The following is a 19,535-nucleotide window of genomic DNA, read 5'->3' as shown; positions in this document are numbered from 1 at the left end:
CTCGGGCGCGGCCGAGGTCACGGGAGCATCCAGGACAGGACCGGCGTGGACTGCAGGCCGACGAGCAGGCACAGCACGACGAGCAGGCCCAGGCTCCACCAGATGACGCGGCGCAGGATCTCGGACTCGCGGCCGAGCAGGCCGACCGCGGTGGCCGCGATGGTGAGGTTCTGGGGGCTGACCATCTTGCCGACCACGCCGCCGGAGGTGTTGGCGGCGACGAGCAGGGTCGGGTCGATCCCGGCGTGCTTGCCGGCCGTCTGCTGCAGCGTCGCGAAGAGCGCGTTGGCGCTGGTGTCCGAGCCGGTGACGGCGGTGCCGAGCCAGCCGAGGACGGGGGAGAAGAACGCGAACGCGGCGCCGGTGCCCGCGATCCAGGTGCCGATCGTGATCGTCTGGCCCGACAGGTTCATGACATAGGCGAGGGACAGCACCGAGGCGATGGTGAGCATCGAGAAGCGCAGCTTGTGGGCGGTCTCGGTGAGCTGACGGACGGTGTCGCGGGCGCTGACCTTGTAGACGAGGGCGATGATCACCGTGCTGATCAGGAGCATCGTGCCGGGGCTGGACAGCCACTGGAAGGTGTAGACGGTGGAGCCGTTGACCTTGCCCGCCGCGTTGAGGACGTGCCCGTCGAGACCGGGCCAGGGGATCTTGACGTCCGTGCCGGCGAGCCAGGTCTTGACCGGGCCGACCAGCTTGGACAGGGAGAACACGGCGATCACGAGGAGGTAGGGGAACAGCGCCATCACGATGCGCGAGGCGGGCAGGTGGCTCGCGGCGGGCAGGTCGGAGGAGCTGGGCAGCTGGGCGCGCTGCTCGTCGGTCATGTCGGCGCGCTCCTGCTGCTTCTCGGCGCTCATGCGCTCGAGGGCGGCGTCGCGGCCCTCGGGCTGCCAGAAGCGGAGCATCACGACGGCGGCGGCGAGGCCGACCAGCGACGCGATGATGTCGGTGAGCTCGACCGAGACCCAGGTGGCGGAGATCCACTGCGTGACGGCGAACGCGACGCCGGTGACCAGGGCGATCGGCCAGGTCTGGCGCAGACCTCGGCGCCCGTCGGCCAGGAAGACGAGGAACAGCGGCACGAACAGCGCCAGCACCGGGGTCTGGTGACCGACGTAGGCGCCGATCTCCGTGTAGGGGATCTTGGTGAGGTTGCCGGCCGTGATGATGGGGATCGCGATGGCGCCGAACGCGACCGGGGCGGTGTTGGCCAGCAGGACCACGGTGGCGGCGCGCAGGGCCGAGAAGCCGACGGCCATGAGCATCACGCCGGTGATGGCGACCGGGGCGCCGAAGCCGGCGAGCGCCTCGAGCAGCCCGCCGAAGCAGAAGGCGATGAGGATCGCCTGGATGCGCGGGTCGTCGCTGATGATGTTGAACACCGCACGCAGGTCCTCGAACCGTCCGCTCACCACGGTGACCTGGTAGAGGACGATGGCGGTGAAGACGATCCAGACGATGGGGAAGAGCCCGAAGATCGCGCCCTCGGTCGCGGACAGCAGGGCCAGGCCGACGGGCATCTTGAAGGCCAGCACCGCGACGACCAGGGCGACGGCGAGGGCGGTCAGGCCGGCCACGTGGGCCTTCCACCGCAGGGCGCCGAGGGTCACGAAGATCGTGGCGAGGGGGAGGAGGGCCACGAGGGCCGACAGCAGGAGGCTGCCTCCGACGGGATCCAGGTCGGGGCGGAAGGTCATGGGAACTCCATCGTTCTCAGGTCGGGCGAGGGCTCGGCCGACACCTGTGGTCAGACCATTACCGCTCACTATGAGGTGTGGTCGGACCATTTGCAAGGGCTGCAACGCCATGAACGATCCACGCGACTGCGACAATGACCGACATGAAGGCCTACGAGTCCGTCGTGCACCACGTCGAGTCCGGCATCCTCGCCGGCTCGTTGCGGGTCGGTGCGCACCTCCCGCCCGAGCGCGACCTGGCCGTGGAGCTGGGCGTGAGCCGGTCGGCGGTCCGGGAGGGGATCCGCGCGCTGGAGGCCCAGGGGCTCGTCTCGTCCGCGGTCGGTGCCGGCAACGACGCGGGCACCCGCATCACCGACCAGCGCAGCGAGGCCCTCAGCAGGCTGCTGCGCCTGCACGTCGCGCTCGCGAAGTACCCCGTCGACGAGGTCGTCGAGGCCCGCGTGGCCCTGGAGCGGTCCAGCCTGGCGCTCGCCGCCCAGCGGCTCGACGAGGAGTCGCGGCTGCGGCTGCGGGGACTGCTGGACCGTATGGCGGAGCCCGACACCACCCAGGACGAGTTCAACGCGCTGGACACGGACTTCCACGTCGTCCTCGCGGAGGTGGGGCGCAACCGGCTGATGACCGACATGACGGTGGCCGTCCGCGAGTCGCTGCGCAGGCCGATCCTCGACGCCGAGCGCTCGCTGGGGGACTGGGACGGGTTCCGCGGCGAGCTGCAGGAGCACCACGAGGCGATCTACGCGGCCGTCGTCGACGGTGACCAGCGGCGTGCGGCCGACCTGGTCGAGGCCCACATCCGCGCGGCATACGCGATCCTGCCCATCGTGCTCGACGGCGCCCCGGGGTCCACGCCTCCCGCCATTGGTCACCAATGACGTTCTCGGGGCTGTTTGGATCGTTCATATCCGCCACTGGTGACCAATGGCGCCGGGGCTTGGGGTGAGCTGCGTCCGCCGCGTCAGGCGAGGGCGGCGGCGAGGCGGATCTCGCGCAGCAGCTGCTCGTCCGTGTCGCCCTCGACGACGACGCGGTCGCGGTACGCGCTGTCGGGCGCGAAGCCCCCCGCCTCGAGGAAGCCTCGGGTGCCGGCGTCCTCGGCCGGGACCCAGGCGTAGGCGTGGGTGAATCCCGCGTCGCGCAGGAGGTCCACCACGGCGTTGAGCAGGCGTGAGCCGTGGCCCTGGTGTCGGGCGTCCGGGTGCACACCGAGCGTGAGGATCTCGCCGTCACCGTCCTCGGCGTCCGGGTCCTCGCACGGACCGAGCGCCGCGTAGCCCACCACCTGCGGCCCGGCGCACGACACGACGAGCACGTGCCGCGGCGACGGCGGCTGCTCCAGCGACGCCCGCCAGGCGCGGGCGAAGGGGAGGGGCTCGAAGCGCTCCAGCGTCTCCGCCGGCACCAGCCCCGCGAAGGCCTCCCGCCACACGGCCGACTGGACCGTGCCCACCGCCGGGGCGTCGTTGACGCGGGCCTGACGGACGCTGGCGTCGGCCGCGACGCCGGCCGACCCCTCGAGGGGGTGGTCATGCCCGTGCTCGTGCTGGTGCCCGTGCTGGTGGTCGTGCCCGTGCTGGTGGTCATGCTGGTGGTCGTGCCCGTGGTCGCTCACCGACCGATCCTCTCAGACCGACATGCGAGCTACTGACCGGTATCGTGACGCAGCACACCTCGACCGGGCCCCCAGCCCTTTGCGGGTGCCGTCGCGGGCGAGGATACTGAGGCCCATGTATGGCAACGACGTCATCGACCCGGACGAGCCGCTGAACGCGGCCGAGACCGACGACTACACCCAGGCCCGCGTGGCCTCGGCCGACGCGGACCGGGCCCCGGGTGACTCTGCGGCGTTCGACGAGCTCATCGCCCGGGACCTGCGGATCGAGCCCCGGGACGACATGCCGGACGGCTACCGGCAGACGCTCATCCGCCAGATCGCGCAGCACGCGCACTCCGAGATCATCGGGATGCAGCCCGAGGGCAACTGGATCACCCGGGCCCCCAGCCTGCGTCGCAAGGCCATCCTCATCGCCAAGGTGCAGGACGAGGCCGGGCACGGGCTCTACCTCTACTCCGCCGCGGAGACCCTCGGCGTCGACAAGTCCGAGCTGCTCGACAAGCTGCACGCCGGCAAGCAGAAGTACTCCTCCATCTTCAACTACCCGACGCTCACCTGGGCCGACGTGGGCGCCATCGGCTGGCTGGTCGACGGCGCGGCGATCATGAACCAGGTGCCGCTGTGCCGGTGCTCCTACGGCCCCTACAGCCGCGCGATGATCCGCGTCTGCAAGGAGGAGTCCTTCCACCAGCGGCAGGGCTTCGAGATCCTGTGGGTGCTCGCTCGTGGCACCGACGAGCAGAAGGCCATGGCCCAGGACGCCGCCAACCGGTGGTGGTGGCCGGCCCTGATGATGTTCGGCCCCGAGGACTCCGGCGAGGCGGCCCAGCAGGGCCACACCGCGCAGAACATGGCGTGGGGGATCAAGCGGTTCAGCAACGACGACCTGCGCCAGAAGTTCGTCGACATGACGGTCCCGCAGGCGCAGAAGCTCGGCATCACCCTCCCCGACCCCGACCTGCGCTGGAACGACGAGCGCGGCCACTGGGACTTCGGCCGGATCGACTGGGAGGAGTTCTGGCGGGTGCTCAAGGGCGACGGGCCGTGCAACGCCGAGCGAATGAGCAACCGGATCAAGGCTCACGAGGACGGGGCGTGGGTGCGAGAGGCCGCCAACGCGTATGCCGCCAAGCAGGCCTCCCGCTCGAAGAAGAGTGCCGCATGAGCGAGGCCACCTGGCCCCTGTTCGAGGTCTTCGTCCGCGCCAAGCGTGGTCTGTCCCACGTCCACGTGGGGTCCCTGCACGCGCCCGACGCGACGATGGCGCTCCACAACGCCCGCGACCTCTACACCCGTCGTCAGGAGGGCGTGTCGATCTGGGTCGTGGAGGCCGACAGCATCATGGCGTCCAGCCCGGACGAGCGCGGCTCCTTCTTCGACCCGAGCGCCGACAAGGTCTACCGCCACCCGACGTTCTACGACGTGCCGGAGGACGTGGAGTACCTATGAGCGCCAGCACCGTCGCGGGACCCTCGTCCCCGCCCCCTCCCGGCACGTCCGGGACTCTCGCCGACTACGTCCTCGGCCTCGCGGACGACGCCCTCGTCTACACCCAGCGCCTGGGGGAGTGGGTCGCCGACGCCCCCGCCATCGAGGAGGACATGGCGCTCGGCAACATCGCGCTCGACCTGCTCGGCCAGGCCCGCAGCCTGCTGACCTACGCCGGCTCGCTCGACGGGACCGGACGCTCCGAGGACGACCTCGCCTACCTGCGCGACGAGCGTGAGTTCCGCAGCGTCCACCTCGTCGAGATGGAGCGCGGCGACTTCGGCGTCGAGATGGCGCGGCTGCTGTGGTTCTCCACCACCCGCCTCGCGATCATGCAGCGGCTCGCGCGCTGCGAGGACGAGACCCTGCGCGGCGTCGCCGGCAAGGCCGTCAAGGAGCTGGCCTACCACCGCGACCACGCCCGCAACTGGGTCGTCCGCCTCGGCGACGGCACCGAGGAGTCGCACCGGCGGATGCAGAAGGCGCTCGCGGTCGTCGAGCCCTATGTCACCGAGCTGTTCGTCGACGACGACGCTGCCGTCGCGGCGGCGGGGTCCGGCGCCGGCGTGCGGCCGAGCGAGGTCGAGGACGAGGTGCGCTCGTATGTCGAGGGCGTGCTCGCCGAGGCGACGCTGCGTCCGGCCGACCCGTCCCGCTGGACGGCGCGGGACGGGCGCCGCGGCATCCACTCCCGGCCGATGGGCTACCTGCTCGCCGAGATGCAGCACATCGCGCGCTCGCACCCCGGCGCCACCTGGTGACGGCGATGCAGGCGGCGACGCGGCCCGGCAGCTCCGCGTCCACGCAGGTCGCGGACGCCATACGGGCCATCCCCGACCCCGAGATCCCGGTCATCTCCATCGACGACCTCGGCATCGTGCGGTCGGTCGAGGTCGACGAGGAGCGGCGCCTGGTGCGCGTCGTCATGAGCCCGACCTACTCCGGCTGCCCCGCCATGGGCCTGATCGAGGACCTCGTGCGCCACGAGGCGACGCGCGCCGGCCTGTCGGCGGAGGTCGTCACCCAGCTCTCGCCGGCGTGGAGCACCGACTGGATGAGCGAGCGCGGTCGGGAGCGGCTGCGCGAGTTCGGGATCGCCCCGCCCACCGCCGGCGCGGCCGGGGGCACCGACGGACCGGTGCCCGTGCAGCTGACCCGGCACCAGGTGCGCTGCCCCCGTTGTGGCAGCGACCAGACCACGGAGGTGGCCCGGTTCGGGTCCACCGCCTGCAAGGCGTTGCGCCGGTGCGACGCCTGTCGTGAGCCCTTCGACGAGTTCAAGGTGATCTGATGGCCCTGCTCAACAAGCCCGCGCGACACCGCCCCCAGTTCCACCCCCTCACGGTGGCCGACGTCGAGCCGCTCACCGATGACGCCGCGGCGATCACCTTCATCGTGCCGGACGACCTGCGCGACGAGTTCACCTTCGCGCCCGGCCAGCACCTCACGCTGCGCCTCGTCCGCGACGGTCAGGAGCAGCGCCGGTCCTACTCGATCTGCCTGTCCCGCAAGGCCGCTGCCGAGCGTGGCGTCCTGCGGGTCGCTGCCGGGCGGGTGGCCGGTGGCGCCGTCTCACCCTGGCTCATCGACGACGTGCGCCCCGGCGACACCATCGAGGTCATGCCGCCGCTGGGCTCCTTCGTCGTGCCGACGGACGCCGACCGGGCGCGCCACCACGTCGCGATCGCCGCCGGGTCGGGCATCACGCCGGTCCTGTCGCTGCTCACGACCGTCCTCGAGGAGGAGCCCGCGAGCCGGGTGACCCTGCTCTTCGGCAACCGGGCCACGAGCTCGATCATGTTCCTCGAGGAGCTCGAGGACCTCAAGAACCGCTACCGCAGCCGGTTCCAGCTCATGCACGTCCTGTCCCGCGAGGCCCGGGACGTCGACCTGTTCAGCGGACGGCTCGACGAGGAGCGGCTCCGCCGGATCTTCGACTCCCTCGTCCCCGTCGACACGGTCGACGAGTGGTACCTCTGCGGGCCCTTCTCCCTGGTCGAGAACGCCCGCGAGGTGCTGGCCACCGAAGGGGTCGACAAGGACCACGTGCACTTCGAGGTCTTCCACGTCGACGACGAGCCGCGGGCCGAGACCGACCCCGGGGTCGGGGCCGCGGGCGACCACACCGGCGTCCTCGCCCGGGTCACCGTCAACCTCGACGGACGCACGACCGAGATCGCCATGACCGACCCCGGCGAGACGATCCTGGCCGCGACCCTGCGGGCCCGTCCGGACGCGCCCTACTCCTGCACCGGTGGCGTGTGCGGCACCTGTCGCGCCCGCCTGGTCGAGGGCGAGGTCCGCATGGACCGCAACTACGCCCTCGAGGAGGACGAGGTCGCCGACGGCATCGTCCTCGCCTGCCAGTCGCACCCGGTCACCGACCACGTGCGGCTCGACTACGACGCGTGACCCGGCCCTTCCGCGCACCGCTCGCGCCGGGCTCGGTCGCCTCGTCGGTCGCGCTCGCCGCTGCCGCGGGCCTGGCGATCGCGGGGTGCCAGGGTGCGCCAAACCGTCCGCTGCCGACCACGGCGACCACCAGCGACGCCGGTGCCGGGTCCCCGACCGCGGCACCCACGACCAGCATCCCCGACCTCGGGGCGCCGAGCCTCGGTGACGTGGCGCCGGGCACGTCAGCGACCGGAGCACCCTCCGCGCCAGGGGGTGCGGTGGCGGGCGAGGCAGGGCGACTGGCCGCTGCCGCAGCGGGATTCGTCGCCGTGGCGAGCAGCGTGCGGGCGGTCGGCACGCTCAACGTCCAAGGGGCACCCATGACCTTCGACCTGCGCGGCACGAGGGACGGGCTGAGCGTCCGGGGCACCGTCTCCATGGGCGTGTCGGCGCCGTTCGAGCTCCTGCGCAGCGAGGGGCGCACGTTCGTGCGGTCCACGGCCCTGACGGGGGGAGCCCAGGGACGCTACGTGCAGCTGTCCGGGGCTGCGGCCAACCAACTCGCCGTCCTCAGCATCAGCGACATGCTGGACGCCTTCGAGGGGGCCGTGCGCGCCGCGACCGGTCGCACCTCGGTGGGCCGCACGTCCTACGAGGGCACCCAGGCCTACGAGCTGCGCTCCGGCGGCGCGACGACGGCGATCGTCGCCGCCGACGGGTCCGGGCGGCTGCTTCGGCTCAGCTCCTCCGCCCCGCGCACGGCCGGCACGGTCACCTTCAGCGAGTGGGACGCCGTGCCCCGCATCGTGCCGCCGGCGATCCGCGACGTGGCTCCGGTCCCGGGCGCCTGACCGCCCGTCAGTCGCCGACGGGCCCCGGGCCCACCGGCACGACCTGGTCGTCCGGACCGCCCGAGTGGTCGTCGTCCCTGCTGATGCGATAGAGGACGTGGTGGCACAGCTCGTTCGCGGGGTCGATCAGCGGGTGGTCGAAGTCGTCGGCGAGGGCGTGCCGCATGCCGATGCGCTGCATGACGGCACGCGAGCGCAGGTTGACCGACGGCGTGAAGGACACGATCTCCTGCAGCCCCAGCTCGTTGAAGCCCACGTCCAGGGCGGCGATGGCGGCCTCCGTCGCGTAGCCCTGACCCCAGGCCGACCGGACCAGGCGCCAGCCGATCTCGACGCACGGCGTGAACGCGGCCTCGAAGCTCGGCTGCGACAGTCCCGTCAGGCCGATGAACGCCCCGGTGCTCCGCTCCTCCAACGCCCAGAACCCCCAGCCGTGATCGTCGACGTGGGTGCGGGCCCGGCCGAGGAGCTCGTCGCTCGCGGCCCGGTCCAGCGGTGCGGGGAAGTAGGTCATGACCTCCGGGTCGGCGTTGAGCGACCCGAACGCCTCGGCGTCCTCGTCCCGCCAGGGCCGCAGGACCAGTCGCTCCGTCGTCCGTGACCGGCCGGGCTGCAGGTCGGGGATCCGGGTCGGTCGGGCGGCGGTCCGGTCGGGCTGGGATGGCGGTGGCGCGGTCGGCATACCGCCGAGACTAGCCATGCCGCGTCACCGAACTGATAAGAGTTCTCACCTGCATCTGGTGTGGCATACTCCGAGAACCAGCCCGACGGTGCCAGGAAGCCGGTGAGAGACCGGCGCGGTCGCGCCACTGTGACCTGGGTCCGCGAGGGACCCCGGGAGCCAGGAACTGCCTGTCGGGTCCACTGCGAGGGGGACGCGTGATCCCCGATCTCAAGGAGTGCGCAGATGCACATCGCCGAGGGCTATCTCCCCCCGTGGCACGCCGCCGCGTGGACCGCCGTCGCCACCCCGTTCGTCGTCCACGGAGCCCGCCAGGTCGTGCGCGAGGTCCGTGAGCATCCCGAGAGCCGCCTGCTGCTGGGGGCCGCCGGGGCGTTCACCTTCGTCCTGTCCGCGATCAAGCTCCCGTCGGTGACGGGCAGCTCCAGCCATCCCACCGGCACCGGGCTCGGCGCCGTCCTCTTCCGCCCGCCGGTCATGGCTCTCCTCGGCGGCATCGTCCTCGCCTTCCAGGCGCTGCTGCTCGCCCACGGGGGCATCACCACCTGGGGCGCCAACGTCATGAGCATGGCCGTCATCGGCCCCTGGGTCGGCTACGGGCTCTATGCCGTATGCCGTCGCGCCCGGCTGCCACTGCTGGTCGGCGTGTTCGCGGCGATGGCCGCGGCCGACCTGGCGACCTACCTGACGACCGCCTTCCAGCTCGCGCTGGCCCACCCCGATCCCGCGAGCGGGTTCCCCGGGGCGCTCGCGAAGTTCCTCGGCATCTTCGCCGTCACCCAGATCCCGCTGGCCCTGGCTGAGGGCTTCCTCGGGGTCCTGGCCTTCCGCGTCCTGCGGGACGTCGCGGCCCCCGAGCTGCGGCGCCTGGGCGTGCTGCCGCGCGAGGACACCGGATCGGTCGACGCTGACCGGCCGTCGTCGGGCTCGTCGGGCTCGTCGGGCTCGTCGGGCTCGTCCGCTGCGGCCGTCACGACGGAGGCCTGAGCATGCGAGCGCGCCGACACCTGCTGACCGCCGCGTGCCTGCTGGCCCTCGTGGCGTTGTTCGCCGTCCCGCTGTGGCTGGACTCCCGGCGCACCGGGCCGGACGAGCGCTTCGTCGGGACGGACTCCGCCGCGACCAGCGCGATCGAGCAGACCCACCCGGACTACCAGCCGTGGTTCCGCAACCTCTTCGAGCCGAGCGGCGAGGTCGAGTCGGGCCTCTTCGCGCTGCAGGCCGCCGCCGGTGCGGGCGTCCTCGGTTATGCCGTCGGCTACCTGCGAGGACGCAAGAACCCCCGCCCGCAAGGCTCCGCCTGAGGTGGCCGGCCTGGCGATCGACGACGCCGCGTGGGCCGGCGCGTGGCGGACGCGAGCCGTCGGTGACAAGGCGCTGCTGAGCCTCGGGCTGGTGCTCGTCGCGCTGGTCCTGCCGCCGTGGCCCGCGTCGCCCCTGGTGGCCCTGACCAGCGTGATCGTCATGGTCGGGCCAGCGCGGGTGCCGCCGTCCCTGGTCCTGCGTGCCCTGCGCGCGCCGATGGCCTTCATCGTCGCCAGCGGGCTCTCGGTGGCGGTCAGCGTCGGCGCCCAGGCACCGGGCGAGGGAGGGGCCGGGCCGTCGGCATACGGCCGATGGGGTCCGCTCGCGGTCACCCCCGAGAGCCTCGAGGCAGCCGTCGGGCTGACCGCGCACGCCGTGGCCGGCACGCTCGCGGTGCTCGTCCTCGCCAGCACCACACCCATGGTCGACCTGCTCGCCGCGCTGCGCCGGCTGCGCGTCCCGGACGCGTGCGTGGAGGTGGCGTCGCTGACCTACCGCCTGCTGTTCGTCCTCATGGACGCCGTGCGCTCGATCCGCGAGGCCCAGGCCGGACGGCTCGGCTATCACGGGCATCGCGCCTCGCTCCGCTCGGCCGGGATGCTCACCGCCGCCGTGCTGACCCGGTCGTGGGACCGGGCCCGCCGGATGGAGGAGGGGCTCGCGGGTCGCGGCTACGAGTCCGCGCTGGTGACCCTGCCCCGCGAGCAGCAGCGGTCCGGTGGTTTCGTCGCCGTGAGCCTGGTCGTGCTGGCGCTCCTCGTCGCGTCCTCGATGGCGGTCTCCACGCTGGGGGGCGGGTCGTGAGCCACCGCGACGACTGCCGGCACCCTCCGCTCGCCGGGTCGGCCGAGCGGCTCGTGGCACGTGGGCTGCACGCCGCCTATCCCGGCGGACCTCCCGTGCTCGTCGGGGCGGACCTGCTGGTCAGGGCGGGGCGTCGCACGGCGCTGCTCGGCGCCAACGGCTCCGGCAAGACGACGCTGCTGCGCTGCCTGGCCGGTGGCCACCAGCCGTCGGGCGGTGAGGTGGCGGTCGACGGGGCACGGGTCGACTACTCCCGCAAGGGGCTTCGGTCCCATCGGCAGCGCGTGCAGCTCGTGCTGCAGGACCCTGACGACCAGCTGTTCAGCGCCGACGTCACCCAGGACGTGTCCTTCGGGCCGATGAACCTCGGGCTGCCCGTGGGTGAGGTGCGCGAGCGGGTGGCCGAGGCGCTCGCCCTGCTCGGCATCGAGCACCTGGCGGACCGGCCGACGCACCAGCTGTCCTACGGCGAGCGCAAGCGGGCCGCCACGGCGGGGGCCGTCGCCATGCGCCCGGCGGTGCTGCTGCTCGACGAGCCCACGGCGGGCCTGGACCCGGCCGGCGTCGAGGAGATGCTCGGCGCGCTGGCCCGGCTCGAGGAGCACGGCACCACCGTCGTGCTCGCCACCCACGAGGTCGACCTCGCGCTCGCGTGGGCCGACGAGGCCGCGGTCGTCGTGGACGGCGCGGTGACGCAGGGCCCGGTCGAGGACGTCCTCGGCGACGACCTGCTCGTCGGCCGGGCCAGGCTGCGCCGACCGTGGGCGCTGGAGCTCGCCGACCGGCTCTCGGGGTCGGGCCTGCTCGACCCGGGCGTGCGGCCGCGCGACGTGGACGGGCTGGTCGCCGCGCTCGCGGGACGGACCGCGACCACGGCCTGAGGCCCGCACGTCTCCCGCCTCCCGGAACCGACGGGGCTGGTGCGTCGAGGGGACTCAGCTGGCTGGTGCGTCGAGGGGACGCAGCCGGCTGGTGCGTCGAGGGGACACAGATGTCGGGGACACGCCGTGCAGCGCGACGTTCGCGACCCCTCGCCACCCGCCGATGCTGCCCGAGCGCCCCAGCCCGTGCAGAGGGCGCCCGGTCAGCGCGGCCGGTCAGTCGCGCATGGCCTTGATGATCGCGACGGCCTGGGTGATCCGGTCGTGGCCACCCGGCTCGCGGGCGGCCCACCACGCGTTGTCCAGCTCGCGCAGGATCGTCCACGCGCGGGCCCGGGCGGGGTCGATGCCCGCCGCGTCGCACGCGTAGTCCACGCGGAACCGCAGGTGGTTGCGCAGGTTGTGCGCGCGGGCCGCCTCGTCCCAGCGGTTCCACAGCAGCGGGGCGACGGTGAGGGCGAGCTCGCCGGCGACGGGCTTGGGGTCGATCGCCAGCCAGCCGTCGACCGTCCCGGCACGCGTCGTGCCCGGGTCGGGCACGCGCAGGACGTTGGCGTCGTGCAGGTCGCCGTGCACCAGCCGGGCGTCGACGCCGGGGTCGGCCGCGAGCTCGGCGGCCAGGTGGAGGCCCTGGTCCACGACGCGGGGCGGGACCGGTGGGGGTGAGGTCGTCAGTCGTTCGCGGATGCGCCCGCACCAGGCGCTGGCCGTGCCGAGACGCGCGATGGCGGGTCGGTCGAGGAGGGCGTGCAGGCGTCCCACCGTCTCGCAGGCGTCGAGGACGGGCTCGCGCCCCAGGTCTCGCTCCGGGTCGAGCCGTTCGAGCAGCAGGGCCCAGCGCGCGGGGTCGGCCGCCAGCAGCCGCACCGCGCCGGACCCGTCCCACGCGCGCAGGGCCAGGTGCTCGTGCGCGGCCTCCGCGTGCGGCCAGCTCACCTTGAGGGCGGCCGGTGCTCCCCGGCGCAGGACGGGTATGACGACCGCGCACTGCCCGTGGCGGGGTCGCCCGTCCACGGCGAGGTCCTGCTCCGCGAGCAGCTCGTCGAGGACGCCGGGCAGGCGTCGCAGCCAGGTGTCGCCGTCGACCGCGTCCCGGACCGACTCGTCCGCCGGGCGGCCGGCCATCAGGGCGGTCAGCGAGGGAGGGACGAGGTCGCGGGTCGTGTTGCTCACGAGGACAGCCCCGGGAAGGCCCGCAGCGGCACCCCCCACGCAGCCCCGGCCGTCACGGTGTCGACGACCAGCCGGGTCGTGGTGGTCACCGCCTCGGACGACCCCGATCCCGCGGACCACGTCGTCCCGCACGCCGTCTCGAGCGTGGTGAGGGCGTGGGTGACGAGCCGACGGGCGGCCGCCGCGTCGCGCACGGGGAAGGGCAGGGGATAGCCGGCCGGCGGCGCCCCGGTCGAGGCGCCCCGCGACTTGAGGCGCACCACGACGCCCGCCACCCGGTCCAGCTCTGTCGCGAAGGGGGCGCGGGCCTCGGCCGGCGTGCGGGCGGCGGCCACCTCCAGGTGGTAGCGCGCCCGCCGGTGCGCCGCCAGCAACCCGGCGTCCGCGGGCGAGGCGGTCTCGCCCCAGGCCGGCCAGGACGGGGGCGCCCCCAGGACGGCGGCCAGGCGCGCCCGGCACGCCGCGAACGACGCCAGCAGCGGCAGCTGGCCGGCGTGGGCCGTCGCGAGCTCGGCCAGGGCCGCCGGTGACACGGCGCCGGCCTCGGCCCGGGCGACGGCAGTCCGGTCGGGCGGGGCGGTCGGCGTCGACCCGTTCGGTGTCGACCCGTTCGGTGTCGACACGGCGGAGGCCGACGCCGACGCCGACGACGCGGCCGACACCGTCGACCCCGCCGACGATGCAGCCGACGCCGACGACCCTGTCGCCGCAGCCGACACCGTCGACCCCGCCGACGATGCAGCCGTGGAGGAGGCCGTGGAGGAGGCCGCGGGGGAGGTGCGTTGCGCGTCCGGCACCCGGCGGTCGCGCAGCACCTGGTCGAAGGTGCGGGCCTGGACGGCGTGCAGGCGCGATGCCGTCACCCCGTCACCGGCCAGGCCGGTCGTCATACGGCCGAGGTCGGTCGACGCGCGCCAGGCGGCGAGCAGCAGCGCCTCGTCCTCGGTCGGCTCGCGGGTGGGGATCAGCGGCACGCGAGGGGCGTCGTCCTCCAGCCGGACCCGGCAGGCGGTCAGCAGCGCGAGCGGGGCGAGGGAGGCGGCCGTCAGCAGCGCGCGCCGCGAGGGCACCCCGGCGACGTCGCGCGGGGTGAGCGGGGCGGGCGGGGACGACCGGTCGACCATGGCTGCGATCCTGCCACCCGGGCACGGGGCGCGGACGACGTGACACAGCCCGAGAGCACCCGGACGCGTGCTGTCATCCCGCTCGCCCGCTCGATAGAGTTCCAGCAGGGCCGATGGCATAGGGTGTGGACTTTGCCGGGCCCCGCGCACAGACGTGCCGCGGCGCAGGCGCACATCACCGAAAGCGGAGGCAACGATGGTCACCCGGAGCACCGAGCAGGACGTCCGCACGCTGCTGGACCCCGCGCTCGCCGAGCTGGGGCTCATGGTCGAGCAGCTCACCGTGCAGCAGGTGGGCAAGCGCCGCCTCGTGCGACTGACCGTCGACACCGACCTGGTGACCACGCCACCCGCCGACGAGACCACGGCCGTCGAGCCGCTCGACCTGGACCTGGTGGCCGACGCCACCCGACGCGTGAGCGAGCTCCTCGACGAGTCCGAGGTCATGGGCGAGCAGCCCTACGTCCTCGAGGTCGGCTCGCCCGGCGTCGACCGGCTGCTGACCGAGCCGCGACACTTCCGGCGCAACGTCGGTCGGCTCGTCAAGGCCTCGACCCCCGACGGCCAGGTCACCGGGCGCGTCGTCGCCGCCGGCCCCGAGCAGGTCACCCTCGAGGTCACCACCAAGGGTTCGTCGTCGACCCGGCAGCTCGCCTATCCCGACATCGCCCGCGCCCAGGTGCAGGTCGAGTTCACCCGCGCGACCGAGGAGAAGAACTGATGGACATCGACATGGCGGTCCTGCGGATGCTCGCCACCGAGCGCGAGATCCCGCTCGAGGTGCTCGTCAAGACCATGGAGGACGCGATGCTCCTCGCGTACTCCAAGACGGAGGGGGCGGCCCGCCGTGCCCGCGTCGAGCTCGACCGCAAGTCCGGCAAGGTGACGGTCTGGGCCCTCGAGGACCTCGAGCCCGTGGCCGAGGGCGAGCCGCGCCCCGAGCCCAGGGAGTATGACGACACCCCCGCCGACTTCGGGCGGGTCGCCGCCTCGACGGCGCGCCAGGTCATCCACCAGCGCATGCGTGACCTCGAGGACGAGTCCGTGCTCGGCGACTTCCGCGGCAAGGAGGGCGACATCCTGTCCGGCGTCGTCCAGCAGAGCTCCAACCCGCGGGTCGTCCAGGTGGCCCTCGGTGGGGGCGTGGAGGGCGAGCTGCACGTCTCCGAGCAGGTGCCGGGTGAGCGCTACGTCCACGGCGACCGCATCCGCTGCTACTGCGTGAGCGTCAAGCGGGGCAACCGCGGCCCGCAGATCATGTTGTCGCGCACCCACCCCAACCTCGTCCGCAAGCTCTTCGCCCTGGAGGTGCCCGAGATCGCCGACGGCACCGTCGAGATCGCGGCGCTGGCGCGCGAGGCCGGGCACCGCACCAAGATCGCCGTCATCGCCAAGGCCCCCGGCGTCAACGCCAAGGGCGCCTGCATCGGGCCGATGGGAGCCCGCGTCCGCGCGGTCATGACCGAGCTGCACGGCGAGAAGATTGACATCGTCGACTACTCCGACCAGCCCACCGAGTTCGTGGCGTCCGCCCTGTCGCCGTCCCGGGTGCTGTCCGTCGAGGTCGTGGACCCCAAGCTGCGCGCCGCCAAGGTCGTCGTGCCCGACTACCAGCTGTCGCTCGCCATCGGCAAGGAGGGGCAGAACGCCCGCCTCGCCGCCAAGCTGACGGGCTGGCGGATCGACATCCATCCCGACACCCCCGTGGGTGGCCGGCAGGCACCGGCCGACCCGGGCCCCGCCGACGCCGAACCGGGTGCCTGAGGCTCCCGGCCCGCCCGGCGAGCAGGGCTCCCCGCACGGCACGGTGCGACGACACGCCCGGGGACACGGTAGGATGGATCAGTCCGGTCGCACGACCACCACGACCTCGCCCGCCCCGGGTCCCGCCCGAACGTGCGTGGGCTGCCGTGGTGTCGGTGACCGGGCGGCTCTCCTGCGAGTGGTGGCGGAGCCGGACGAGCGTGGATCCCTCCACGTCGTCCCGGACGCGCTGCGACGCAGGCCCGGACGTGGAGCCTGGCTCCACCCGCACCCGGCCTGCCTGGAGCTCGCCGTGCGCCGCAAGGCGTTCGGGCGTGCCCTCCGTGCGGACGTCATGACCGACGTCGCCGCGCTGCGGGCGTGGGTGGAGAGCGAGCACGACCGGCCCTGACGGCACCCGTCGCCGAGGCCGTGACAGCACCGTCCGAGAACCGAAAGCGGGTTTGACGCTATGAGCACCCGATGAGTACTCAGCGATGAGCATGCCCCAGCACTAACGACGGTCCGTGACCGGCGGAGGACCTCTCCGCGCCCGCCCGGACCGAGATCAAGGAGAATTGTGGCTAAGGTCCGGGTCTACGAGCTCGCCAAGGAGCTCGGAGTCGAGAGCAAGGTTCTGCTCGAGCACCTGAAGAACCAGGGAGAGTTCGTCCGCGCGGCGTCCTCCACCATCGAGGCGCCGGTCGTGCGCCGCATCCGGGAGTCCTTCCCGGCCGAGCTCGCCGGCGGTTCCGGCGGCTCCCCCAAGACTGCCGCGGCGGCCCCCAAGCCTGCTGCTGGCACCCCGTCCCGTCCGACGCCGGGACCGGCCAGGAAGGCCGCCGCCCCCGCCGAGGAGAAGCCGGCGGCTCCGGCTGCTCCGGCTGCCCCGTCGTCCGCGCAGGAGACGCCGGCAGCCCCGGAGGCTCCCGCCGCCGACACCCCCGCTCCGGCCAAGGCCGCCCCGAAGGCGCCCGCAGCCGAGGCACCGGCGCCCGCCGCCGCCCCTGCTCCGGCAGCCGCTGGCGCAGCCCCCGGCCCGCGGCCGGCACAGCCTGGTCCCCGACCGGCTGCTCCCGGCCCGCGCCAGCCGCAGACCTCCGGCCGCTCCGGCGGCCAGGGTGGTCAGGGCGGTCGTCCCGGAGCTCCTCGCCCCGGCAACAACCCGTTCGCGTCCTCGCAGGGCATGGGTCAGCGTCCCGAGCGCACCGAGCGTCCGGAGCGCACCGACCGCCCTGAGCGCACCGACCGCCCCGAGCGGACCGACCGTCCCGAGCGGACCGACCGCCCCGAGCGGACCGACCGTCCCGCTCGTGACGGCGGCGCACCTCGTCCCGGCGGGGCTCCGCGCCCCGGTGGTGGTCAGGGCTCGGCCCGTCCCGGCAACAACCCCTTCGCGCCCTCGCAGGGCATGCCTCGCCCCCAGGCGCCGCGTCCCGGTGGCCAGGCCGGCGCTGCCGGTCCTCGTCCGGGTGGCCCGCGTCCCGCGGCGCCTCGTCCCGGCGGCGCCCGTCCCACGCCCGGCGCCATGCCGAGCCGTTCGTCCGTGCCGCGTCCCGGTGAGCGTCCCGCCCGTGGTGGCGGCGGCGGTCGTCCCGGTGCGCCCGGTGGTGGCGGCGGCGGCTTCGGCGCGCGTCCCGGTGGTGGCGGCGGCTTCGCCGGCCGTCCCGGTGGCGGTGGTCGTCCCGGCGGTGGCGCCGGTCGCGGCGGCACCCAGGGTGCCTTCGGTCGCGGCGGCAAGCCCGCCCGCGGACGCAAGAGCAAGCGCGCGAAGCGTCAGGAGTTCGAGCAGATGCAGGCGCCGTCCATCGGTGGCGTCTCGGTGCCCCGTGGCGACGGCTCGACCGTCGTGCGCGTGCGCCGCGGCTCGTCGCTGACGGACTTCGCCGACCGCATCAACGCCAACCCGGCGTCGCTGGTCACCGTGCTGTTCCACCTCGGTGAGATGGCGACGGCGACGCAGTCGCTCGACGAGGACACCTTCAAGGTGCTCGGCTCCGAGCTCGGCTACGACATCCAGGTCGTCTCGCCGGAGGAGGAGGAGCAGGAGCTCTTCGCGTCCTTCAACATCGACCTCGAGGGCGAGGAGTACTCCGACGAGGAGCTCCAGGCCCGTCCGCCGGTCGTGACCGTCATGGGTCACGTCGACCACGGAAAGACCCGCCTGCTGGACGCGATCCGCAACGCCAACGTCATCTCGACCGAGGCCGGCGGCATCACCCAGCACATCGGTGCCTACCAGGTCGCCGTGCAGCACGAGGACCAGGAGCGCAAGCTCACGGTCATCGACACCCCCGGTCACGAGGCCTTCACGGCCATGCGTGCCCGTGGTGCCAAGGTCACCGACATCGCGATCCTCGTCGTGGCCGCGGACGACGGCGTCATGCCGCAGACCATCGAGGCGCTCAACCACGCCCAGGCCGCGGACGTGCCGATCGTGGTCGCCGTCAACAAGATCGACGTCGACGGCGCCAACCCGGCCAAGGTCCGCCAGCAGCTGACCGAGTACAACCTCGTCGCCGAGGAGTACGGCGGCGAGACGATGTTCGTCGACATCTCGGCCAAGCAGGGTCAGAACATCGACCAGCTGCTCGAGGCGGTCCTGCTCACCGCGGACGCCGCCCTCGACCTGCGCGCCAACCCCGAGACCGACGCCCGCGGCGTGGCCATCGAGGCCAACCTCGACCGTGGTCGCGGTGCGACGGCGACCGTCCTCGTCCAGCAGGGCACCCTGCGGGTCGGCGACGCGATCGTCGCCGGATCGGCCCACGGCCGCGTCCGCGCGATGCTCGACGAGCACGGCAAGCAGGTCAAGGAGGCGACCCCGTCGCGTCCCGTCCAGGTGCTCGGACTCGCGTCCGTGCCCCGCGCCGGCGACACCTTCGTCGTCGCGCCGGACGACCGCACCGCCCGCCAGATCGCCGAGAAGCGCGAGGCCGCGGACCGCCAGGCCAGCCTGGCCAAGTCCCGCAAGCGCATCTCCCTCGAGGACCTCAACGAGGCTCTCGCGGCCGGCAAGGTCGAGACGCTCAACCTCATCCTCAAGGGTGACGCGAGCGGTTCGGTCGAGGCGCTGGAGGACGCCCTCCTGCAGATCGACGTGGGCGAGGAGGTCGACCTGCGCATCATCGACCGCGGCGTCGGCGCGATCACGATGAACAACATCAACCTCGCCGTCGCCTCCAACGCGGTCATCATCGGCTTCAACGTCCGCGCCGAGGGCCAGAACGCCGAGTACGCCGACCGCGAGGGCGTCGAGATCCGCTACTACTCGGTCATCTACCAGGCGATCGAGGAGATCGAGGCGGCCCTCAAGGGCATGCTCAAGCCGGAGTTCGAGGAGGTGGAGCTCGGCACCGCCGAGATCCGCGAGATCTTCCGCTCCAGCAAGTTCGGCAACATCGCCGGATCGATCGTCCGCAGCGGCGAGATCAAGCGTGGCGCGAGGGCTCGCATCACGCGCAACGGGGTCGTCGTCTCCGAGAACGTCGAGGTCGCCGGCCTCCGACGCTTCAAGGACGACGTCACCGAGGTGCGCGAGGGCTTCGAGTGCGGTATCAACCTGGGGTCCTACAACGACCTCCAGCTGGGTGACCTCATCGCGACGTACGAGATGCGCGAGAAGCCTCGCGACTAGTGAGCTGGTGAGACTGCGGGGACGAGCGGGCCGGACCTACCATCCGCCGCTCGTCCCTCGCGGCTCCCGGCCTCTGCCTTCATAGTCGGGCGGAGGTTGGGCGGTGGCTGGCGTCGGGCCCTGTCGGGACGG

Annotated in this window: 20 protein-coding genes and 1 riboswitch; of the genes, 15 read left to right on the top strand and 5 right to left on the bottom strand. The window is 73.2% G+C overall.

All coding sequences use genetic code 11. From position 1 onward, the window contains the following. Positions 1 to 17: 17 nt before the first annotated feature. Positions 18 to 1,703, bottom strand: a complete 1,686-nt coding sequence (locus tag B4E97_RS17175; RefSeq protein WP_286960942.1) for an L-lactate permease — start codon at positions 1,701 to 1,703, stop codon at positions 18 to 20. 143 nt (positions 1,704 to 1,846) lie between these two features. On the opposite strand from B4E97_RS17175, the gene B4E97_RS17170 reads away from it, so the two are divergent. Beyond that, positions 1,847 to 2,581 carry a FadR/GntR family transcriptional regulator gene (locus B4E97_RS17170; protein ID WP_239261745.1) on the top strand — a complete coding sequence of 245 codons (735 nt, stop codon included), beginning with the start codon at positions 1,847 to 1,849 and terminating at the stop codon, positions 2,579 to 2,581. Between the two features lie 83 nt (positions 2,582 to 2,664). On the opposite strand, the gene B4E97_RS17165 is transcribed toward B4E97_RS17170, so the two are convergent. Then, complete coding sequence (locus B4E97_RS17165) at positions 2,665 to 3,318, bottom strand: GNAT family N-acetyltransferase (RefSeq protein ID WP_286955861.1); 654 nt, start codon at positions 3,316 to 3,318, stop codon at positions 2,665 to 2,667. 115 nt (positions 3,319 to 3,433) lie between these two features. Between B4E97_RS17165 and paaA the strand changes: the two genes are divergently transcribed. The 6 genes from paaA to B4E97_RS17135 are packed head-to-tail and all read left to right on the top strand — an operon-like array spanning position 3,434 to position 8,054. Further along, positions 3,434 to 4,486 (top strand): 1,2-phenylacetyl-CoA epoxidase subunit PaaA, encoded by a 1,053-nt coding sequence (gene paaA / locus B4E97_RS17160; RefSeq protein ID WP_286955862.1) that lies wholly within the window; start codon positions 3,434 to 3,436, stop codon positions 4,484 to 4,486. Further along, a complete protein-coding gene (gene paaB, locus B4E97_RS17155; RefSeq protein WP_286955864.1) occupies positions 4,483 to 4,770 on the top strand; it encodes a 1,2-phenylacetyl-CoA epoxidase subunit PaaB in 288 nt (95 codons plus the stop codon). The genes paaA and paaB overlap by 4 nt, the downstream gene beginning before the upstream one ends. Next, positions 4,767 to 5,570 (top strand): 1,2-phenylacetyl-CoA epoxidase subunit PaaC, encoded by an 804-nt coding sequence (gene paaC / locus B4E97_RS17150; RefSeq protein WP_286955866.1) that lies wholly within the window; start codon positions 4,767 to 4,769, stop codon positions 5,568 to 5,570. The genes paaB and paaC overlap by 4 nt, the downstream gene beginning before the upstream one ends. A 5-nt stretch (positions 5,571 to 5,575) precedes the next feature. Beyond that, entirely contained in the window at positions 5,576 to 6,100 is a 525-nt protein-coding gene (gene paaD, locus B4E97_RS17145) for a 1,2-phenylacetyl-CoA epoxidase subunit PaaD (protein ID WP_286960957.1), read from the top strand. Continuing rightward, entirely contained in the window at positions 6,100 to 7,221 is a 1,122-nt protein-coding gene (paaE, locus tag B4E97_RS17140) for a 1,2-phenylacetyl-CoA epoxidase subunit PaaE (RefSeq protein ID WP_019284234.1), read from the top strand. Before paaD ends, paaE begins: the two co-directional genes overlap by 1 nt. Further along, positions 7,218 to 8,054 carry a hypothetical protein gene (locus B4E97_RS17135; RefSeq protein WP_286960940.1) on the top strand — a complete coding sequence of 279 codons (837 nt, stop codon included), beginning with the start codon at positions 7,218 to 7,220 and terminating at the stop codon, positions 8,052 to 8,054. Before paaE ends, B4E97_RS17135 begins: the two co-directional genes overlap by 4 nt. A gap of 7 nt (positions 8,055 to 8,061) precedes the next feature. On the opposite strand, the gene B4E97_RS17130 is transcribed toward B4E97_RS17135, so the two are convergent. Next, on the bottom strand, positions 8,062 to 8,736 hold the full coding sequence (locus B4E97_RS17130) for a GNAT family N-acetyltransferase (RefSeq protein WP_029211207.1): 675 nt from the start codon (positions 8,734 to 8,736) through the stop codon (positions 8,062 to 8,064). Between the two features lie 92 nt (positions 8,737 to 8,828). Continuing rightward, positions 8,829 to 8,905: riboswitch (cobalamin riboswitch) on the top strand. Positions 8,906 to 8,961: 56 nt separating this feature from the next. Between B4E97_RS17130 and B4E97_RS17125 the strand changes: the two genes are divergently transcribed. The 4 genes from B4E97_RS17125 to B4E97_RS17110 are packed head-to-tail and all read left to right on the top strand — an operon-like array spanning position 8,962 to position 11,726. Beyond that, complete coding sequence (locus tag B4E97_RS17125; RefSeq protein WP_019284238.1) at positions 8,962 to 9,723, top strand: energy-coupling factor ABC transporter permease; 762 nt, start codon at positions 8,962 to 8,964, stop codon at positions 9,721 to 9,723. 2 nt (positions 9,724 to 9,725) lie between these two features. Beyond that, positions 9,726 to 10,040 (top strand): energy-coupling factor ABC transporter substrate-binding protein, encoded by a 315-nt coding sequence (locus B4E97_RS17120; RefSeq protein WP_029211209.1) that lies wholly within the window; start codon positions 9,726 to 9,728, stop codon positions 10,038 to 10,040. 1 nt (position 10,041) lies between these two features. Continuing rightward, a complete protein-coding gene (gene cbiQ / locus B4E97_RS17115) occupies positions 10,042 to 10,845 on the top strand; it encodes a cobalt ECF transporter T component CbiQ (RefSeq protein ID WP_029211210.1) in 804 nt (267 codons plus the stop codon). Next, entirely contained in the window at positions 10,842 to 11,726 is an 885-nt protein-coding gene (locus B4E97_RS17110; RefSeq protein WP_286960938.1) for an energy-coupling factor ABC transporter ATP-binding protein, read from the top strand. Before cbiQ ends, B4E97_RS17110 begins: the two co-directional genes overlap by 4 nt. A gap of 216 nt (positions 11,727 to 11,942) precedes the next feature. Here B4E97_RS17110 and B4E97_RS17105 read toward each other — a convergent pair whose 3' ends face one another. Both B4E97_RS17105 and B4E97_RS17100 read right to left on the bottom strand, forming a co-directional pair. Next, positions 11,943 to 12,899, bottom strand: coding sequence for an aminoglycoside phosphotransferase family protein (locus B4E97_RS17105; RefSeq protein WP_286960936.1), 957 nt, complete (start codon positions 12,897 to 12,899; stop codon positions 11,943 to 11,945). Then, positions 12,896 to 14,023, bottom strand: coding sequence for a DUF4439 domain-containing protein (locus B4E97_RS17100; protein ID WP_286960935.1), 1,128 nt, complete (start codon positions 14,021 to 14,023; stop codon positions 12,896 to 12,898). The genes B4E97_RS17105 and B4E97_RS17100 overlap by 4 nt, the downstream gene beginning before the upstream one ends. A 196-nt stretch (positions 14,024 to 14,219) precedes the next feature. Between B4E97_RS17100 and rimP the strand changes: the two genes are divergently transcribed. The 4 genes from rimP (at position 14,220) to infB (ending at position 19,403) form a co-directional block, all read left to right on the top strand. Then, positions 14,220 to 14,744, top strand: coding sequence for a ribosome maturation factor RimP (gene rimP / locus B4E97_RS17095; protein WP_019284245.1), 525 nt, complete (start codon positions 14,220 to 14,222; stop codon positions 14,742 to 14,744). After that, a complete protein-coding gene (nusA, locus tag B4E97_RS17090) occupies positions 14,744 to 15,787 on the top strand; it encodes a transcription termination factor NusA (protein ID WP_029211215.1) in 1,044 nt (347 codons plus the stop codon). Before rimP ends, nusA begins: the two co-directional genes overlap by 1 nt. A gap of 73 nt (positions 15,788 to 15,860) precedes the next feature. Further along, entirely contained in the window at positions 15,861 to 16,178 is a 318-nt protein-coding gene (locus B4E97_RS17085) for a YlxR family protein (RefSeq protein ID WP_286960933.1), read from the top strand. Positions 16,179 to 16,346: 168 nt separating this feature from the next. Further along, entirely contained in the window at positions 16,347 to 19,403 is a 3,057-nt protein-coding gene (gene infB / locus B4E97_RS17080) for a translation initiation factor IF-2 (RefSeq protein WP_029211217.1), read from the top strand. The last annotated feature ends 132 nt before the right edge of the window (positions 19,404 to 19,535 follow it).

This window comes from Arsenicicoccus sp. UBA7492 (genome assembly GCF_002479615.1).
Lineage (GTDB): Bacteria > Actinomycetota > Actinomycetes > Actinomycetales > Dermatophilaceae > Arsenicicoccus > Arsenicicoccus bolidensis.
Note: the sequence above shows the minus strand (reverse complement) of the source record. Positions and strands in the feature narration are given on the sequence as shown.

Bases quoted from the DNA above. Each gene is read 5' to 3' on its own strand.
- B4E97_RS17175 (WP_286960942.1), bottom strand. From the start codon at position 1,703: ATGACCTTCCGCCCCGACCTGGATCCCGTCGGAGGCAGCCTCCTGCTG.
- B4E97_RS17170 (WP_239261745.1), top strand. From the start codon at position 1,847: ATGAAGGCCTACGAGTCCGTCGTGCACCACGTCGAGTCCGGCATCCTC.
- paaA (WP_286955862.1), top strand. From the start codon at position 3,434: ATGTATGGCAACGACGTCATCGACCCGGACGAGCCGCTGAACGCGGCC.
- paaB (WP_286955864.1), top strand. From the start codon at position 4,483: ATGAGCGAGGCCACCTGGCCCCTGTTCGAGGTCTTCGTCCGCGCCAAG.
- paaC (WP_286955866.1), top strand. From the start codon at position 4,767: ATGAGCGCCAGCACCGTCGCGGGACCCTCGTCCCCGCCCCCTCCCGGC.
- paaD (WP_286960957.1), top strand. From the start codon at position 5,576: ATGCAGGCGGCGACGCGGCCCGGCAGCTCCGCGTCCACGCAGGTCGCG.
- paaE (WP_019284234.1), top strand. From the start codon at position 6,100: ATGGCCCTGCTCAACAAGCCCGCGCGACACCGCCCCCAGTTCCACCCC.
- B4E97_RS17130 (WP_029211207.1), bottom strand. From the start codon at position 8,736: ATGCCGACCGCGCCACCGCCATCCCAGCCCGACCGGACCGCCGCCCGA.
- B4E97_RS17125 (WP_019284238.1), top strand. From the start codon at position 8,962: ATGCACATCGCCGAGGGCTATCTCCCCCCGTGGCACGCCGCCGCGTGG.
- B4E97_RS17120 (WP_029211209.1), top strand. From the start codon at position 9,726: ATGCGAGCGCGCCGACACCTGCTGACCGCCGCGTGCCTGCTGGCCCTC.
- B4E97_RS17100 (WP_286960935.1), bottom strand. From the start codon at position 14,023: ATGGTCGACCGGTCGTCCCCGCCCGCCCCGCTCACCCCGCGCGACGTC.
- rimP (WP_019284245.1), top strand. From the start codon at position 14,220: ATGGTCACCCGGAGCACCGAGCAGGACGTCCGCACGCTGCTGGACCCC.
- nusA (WP_029211215.1), top strand. From the start codon at position 14,744: ATGGACATCGACATGGCGGTCCTGCGGATGCTCGCCACCGAGCGCGAG.
- B4E97_RS17085 (WP_286960933.1), top strand. From the start codon at position 15,861: ATGGATCAGTCCGGTCGCACGACCACCACGACCTCGCCCGCCCCGGGT.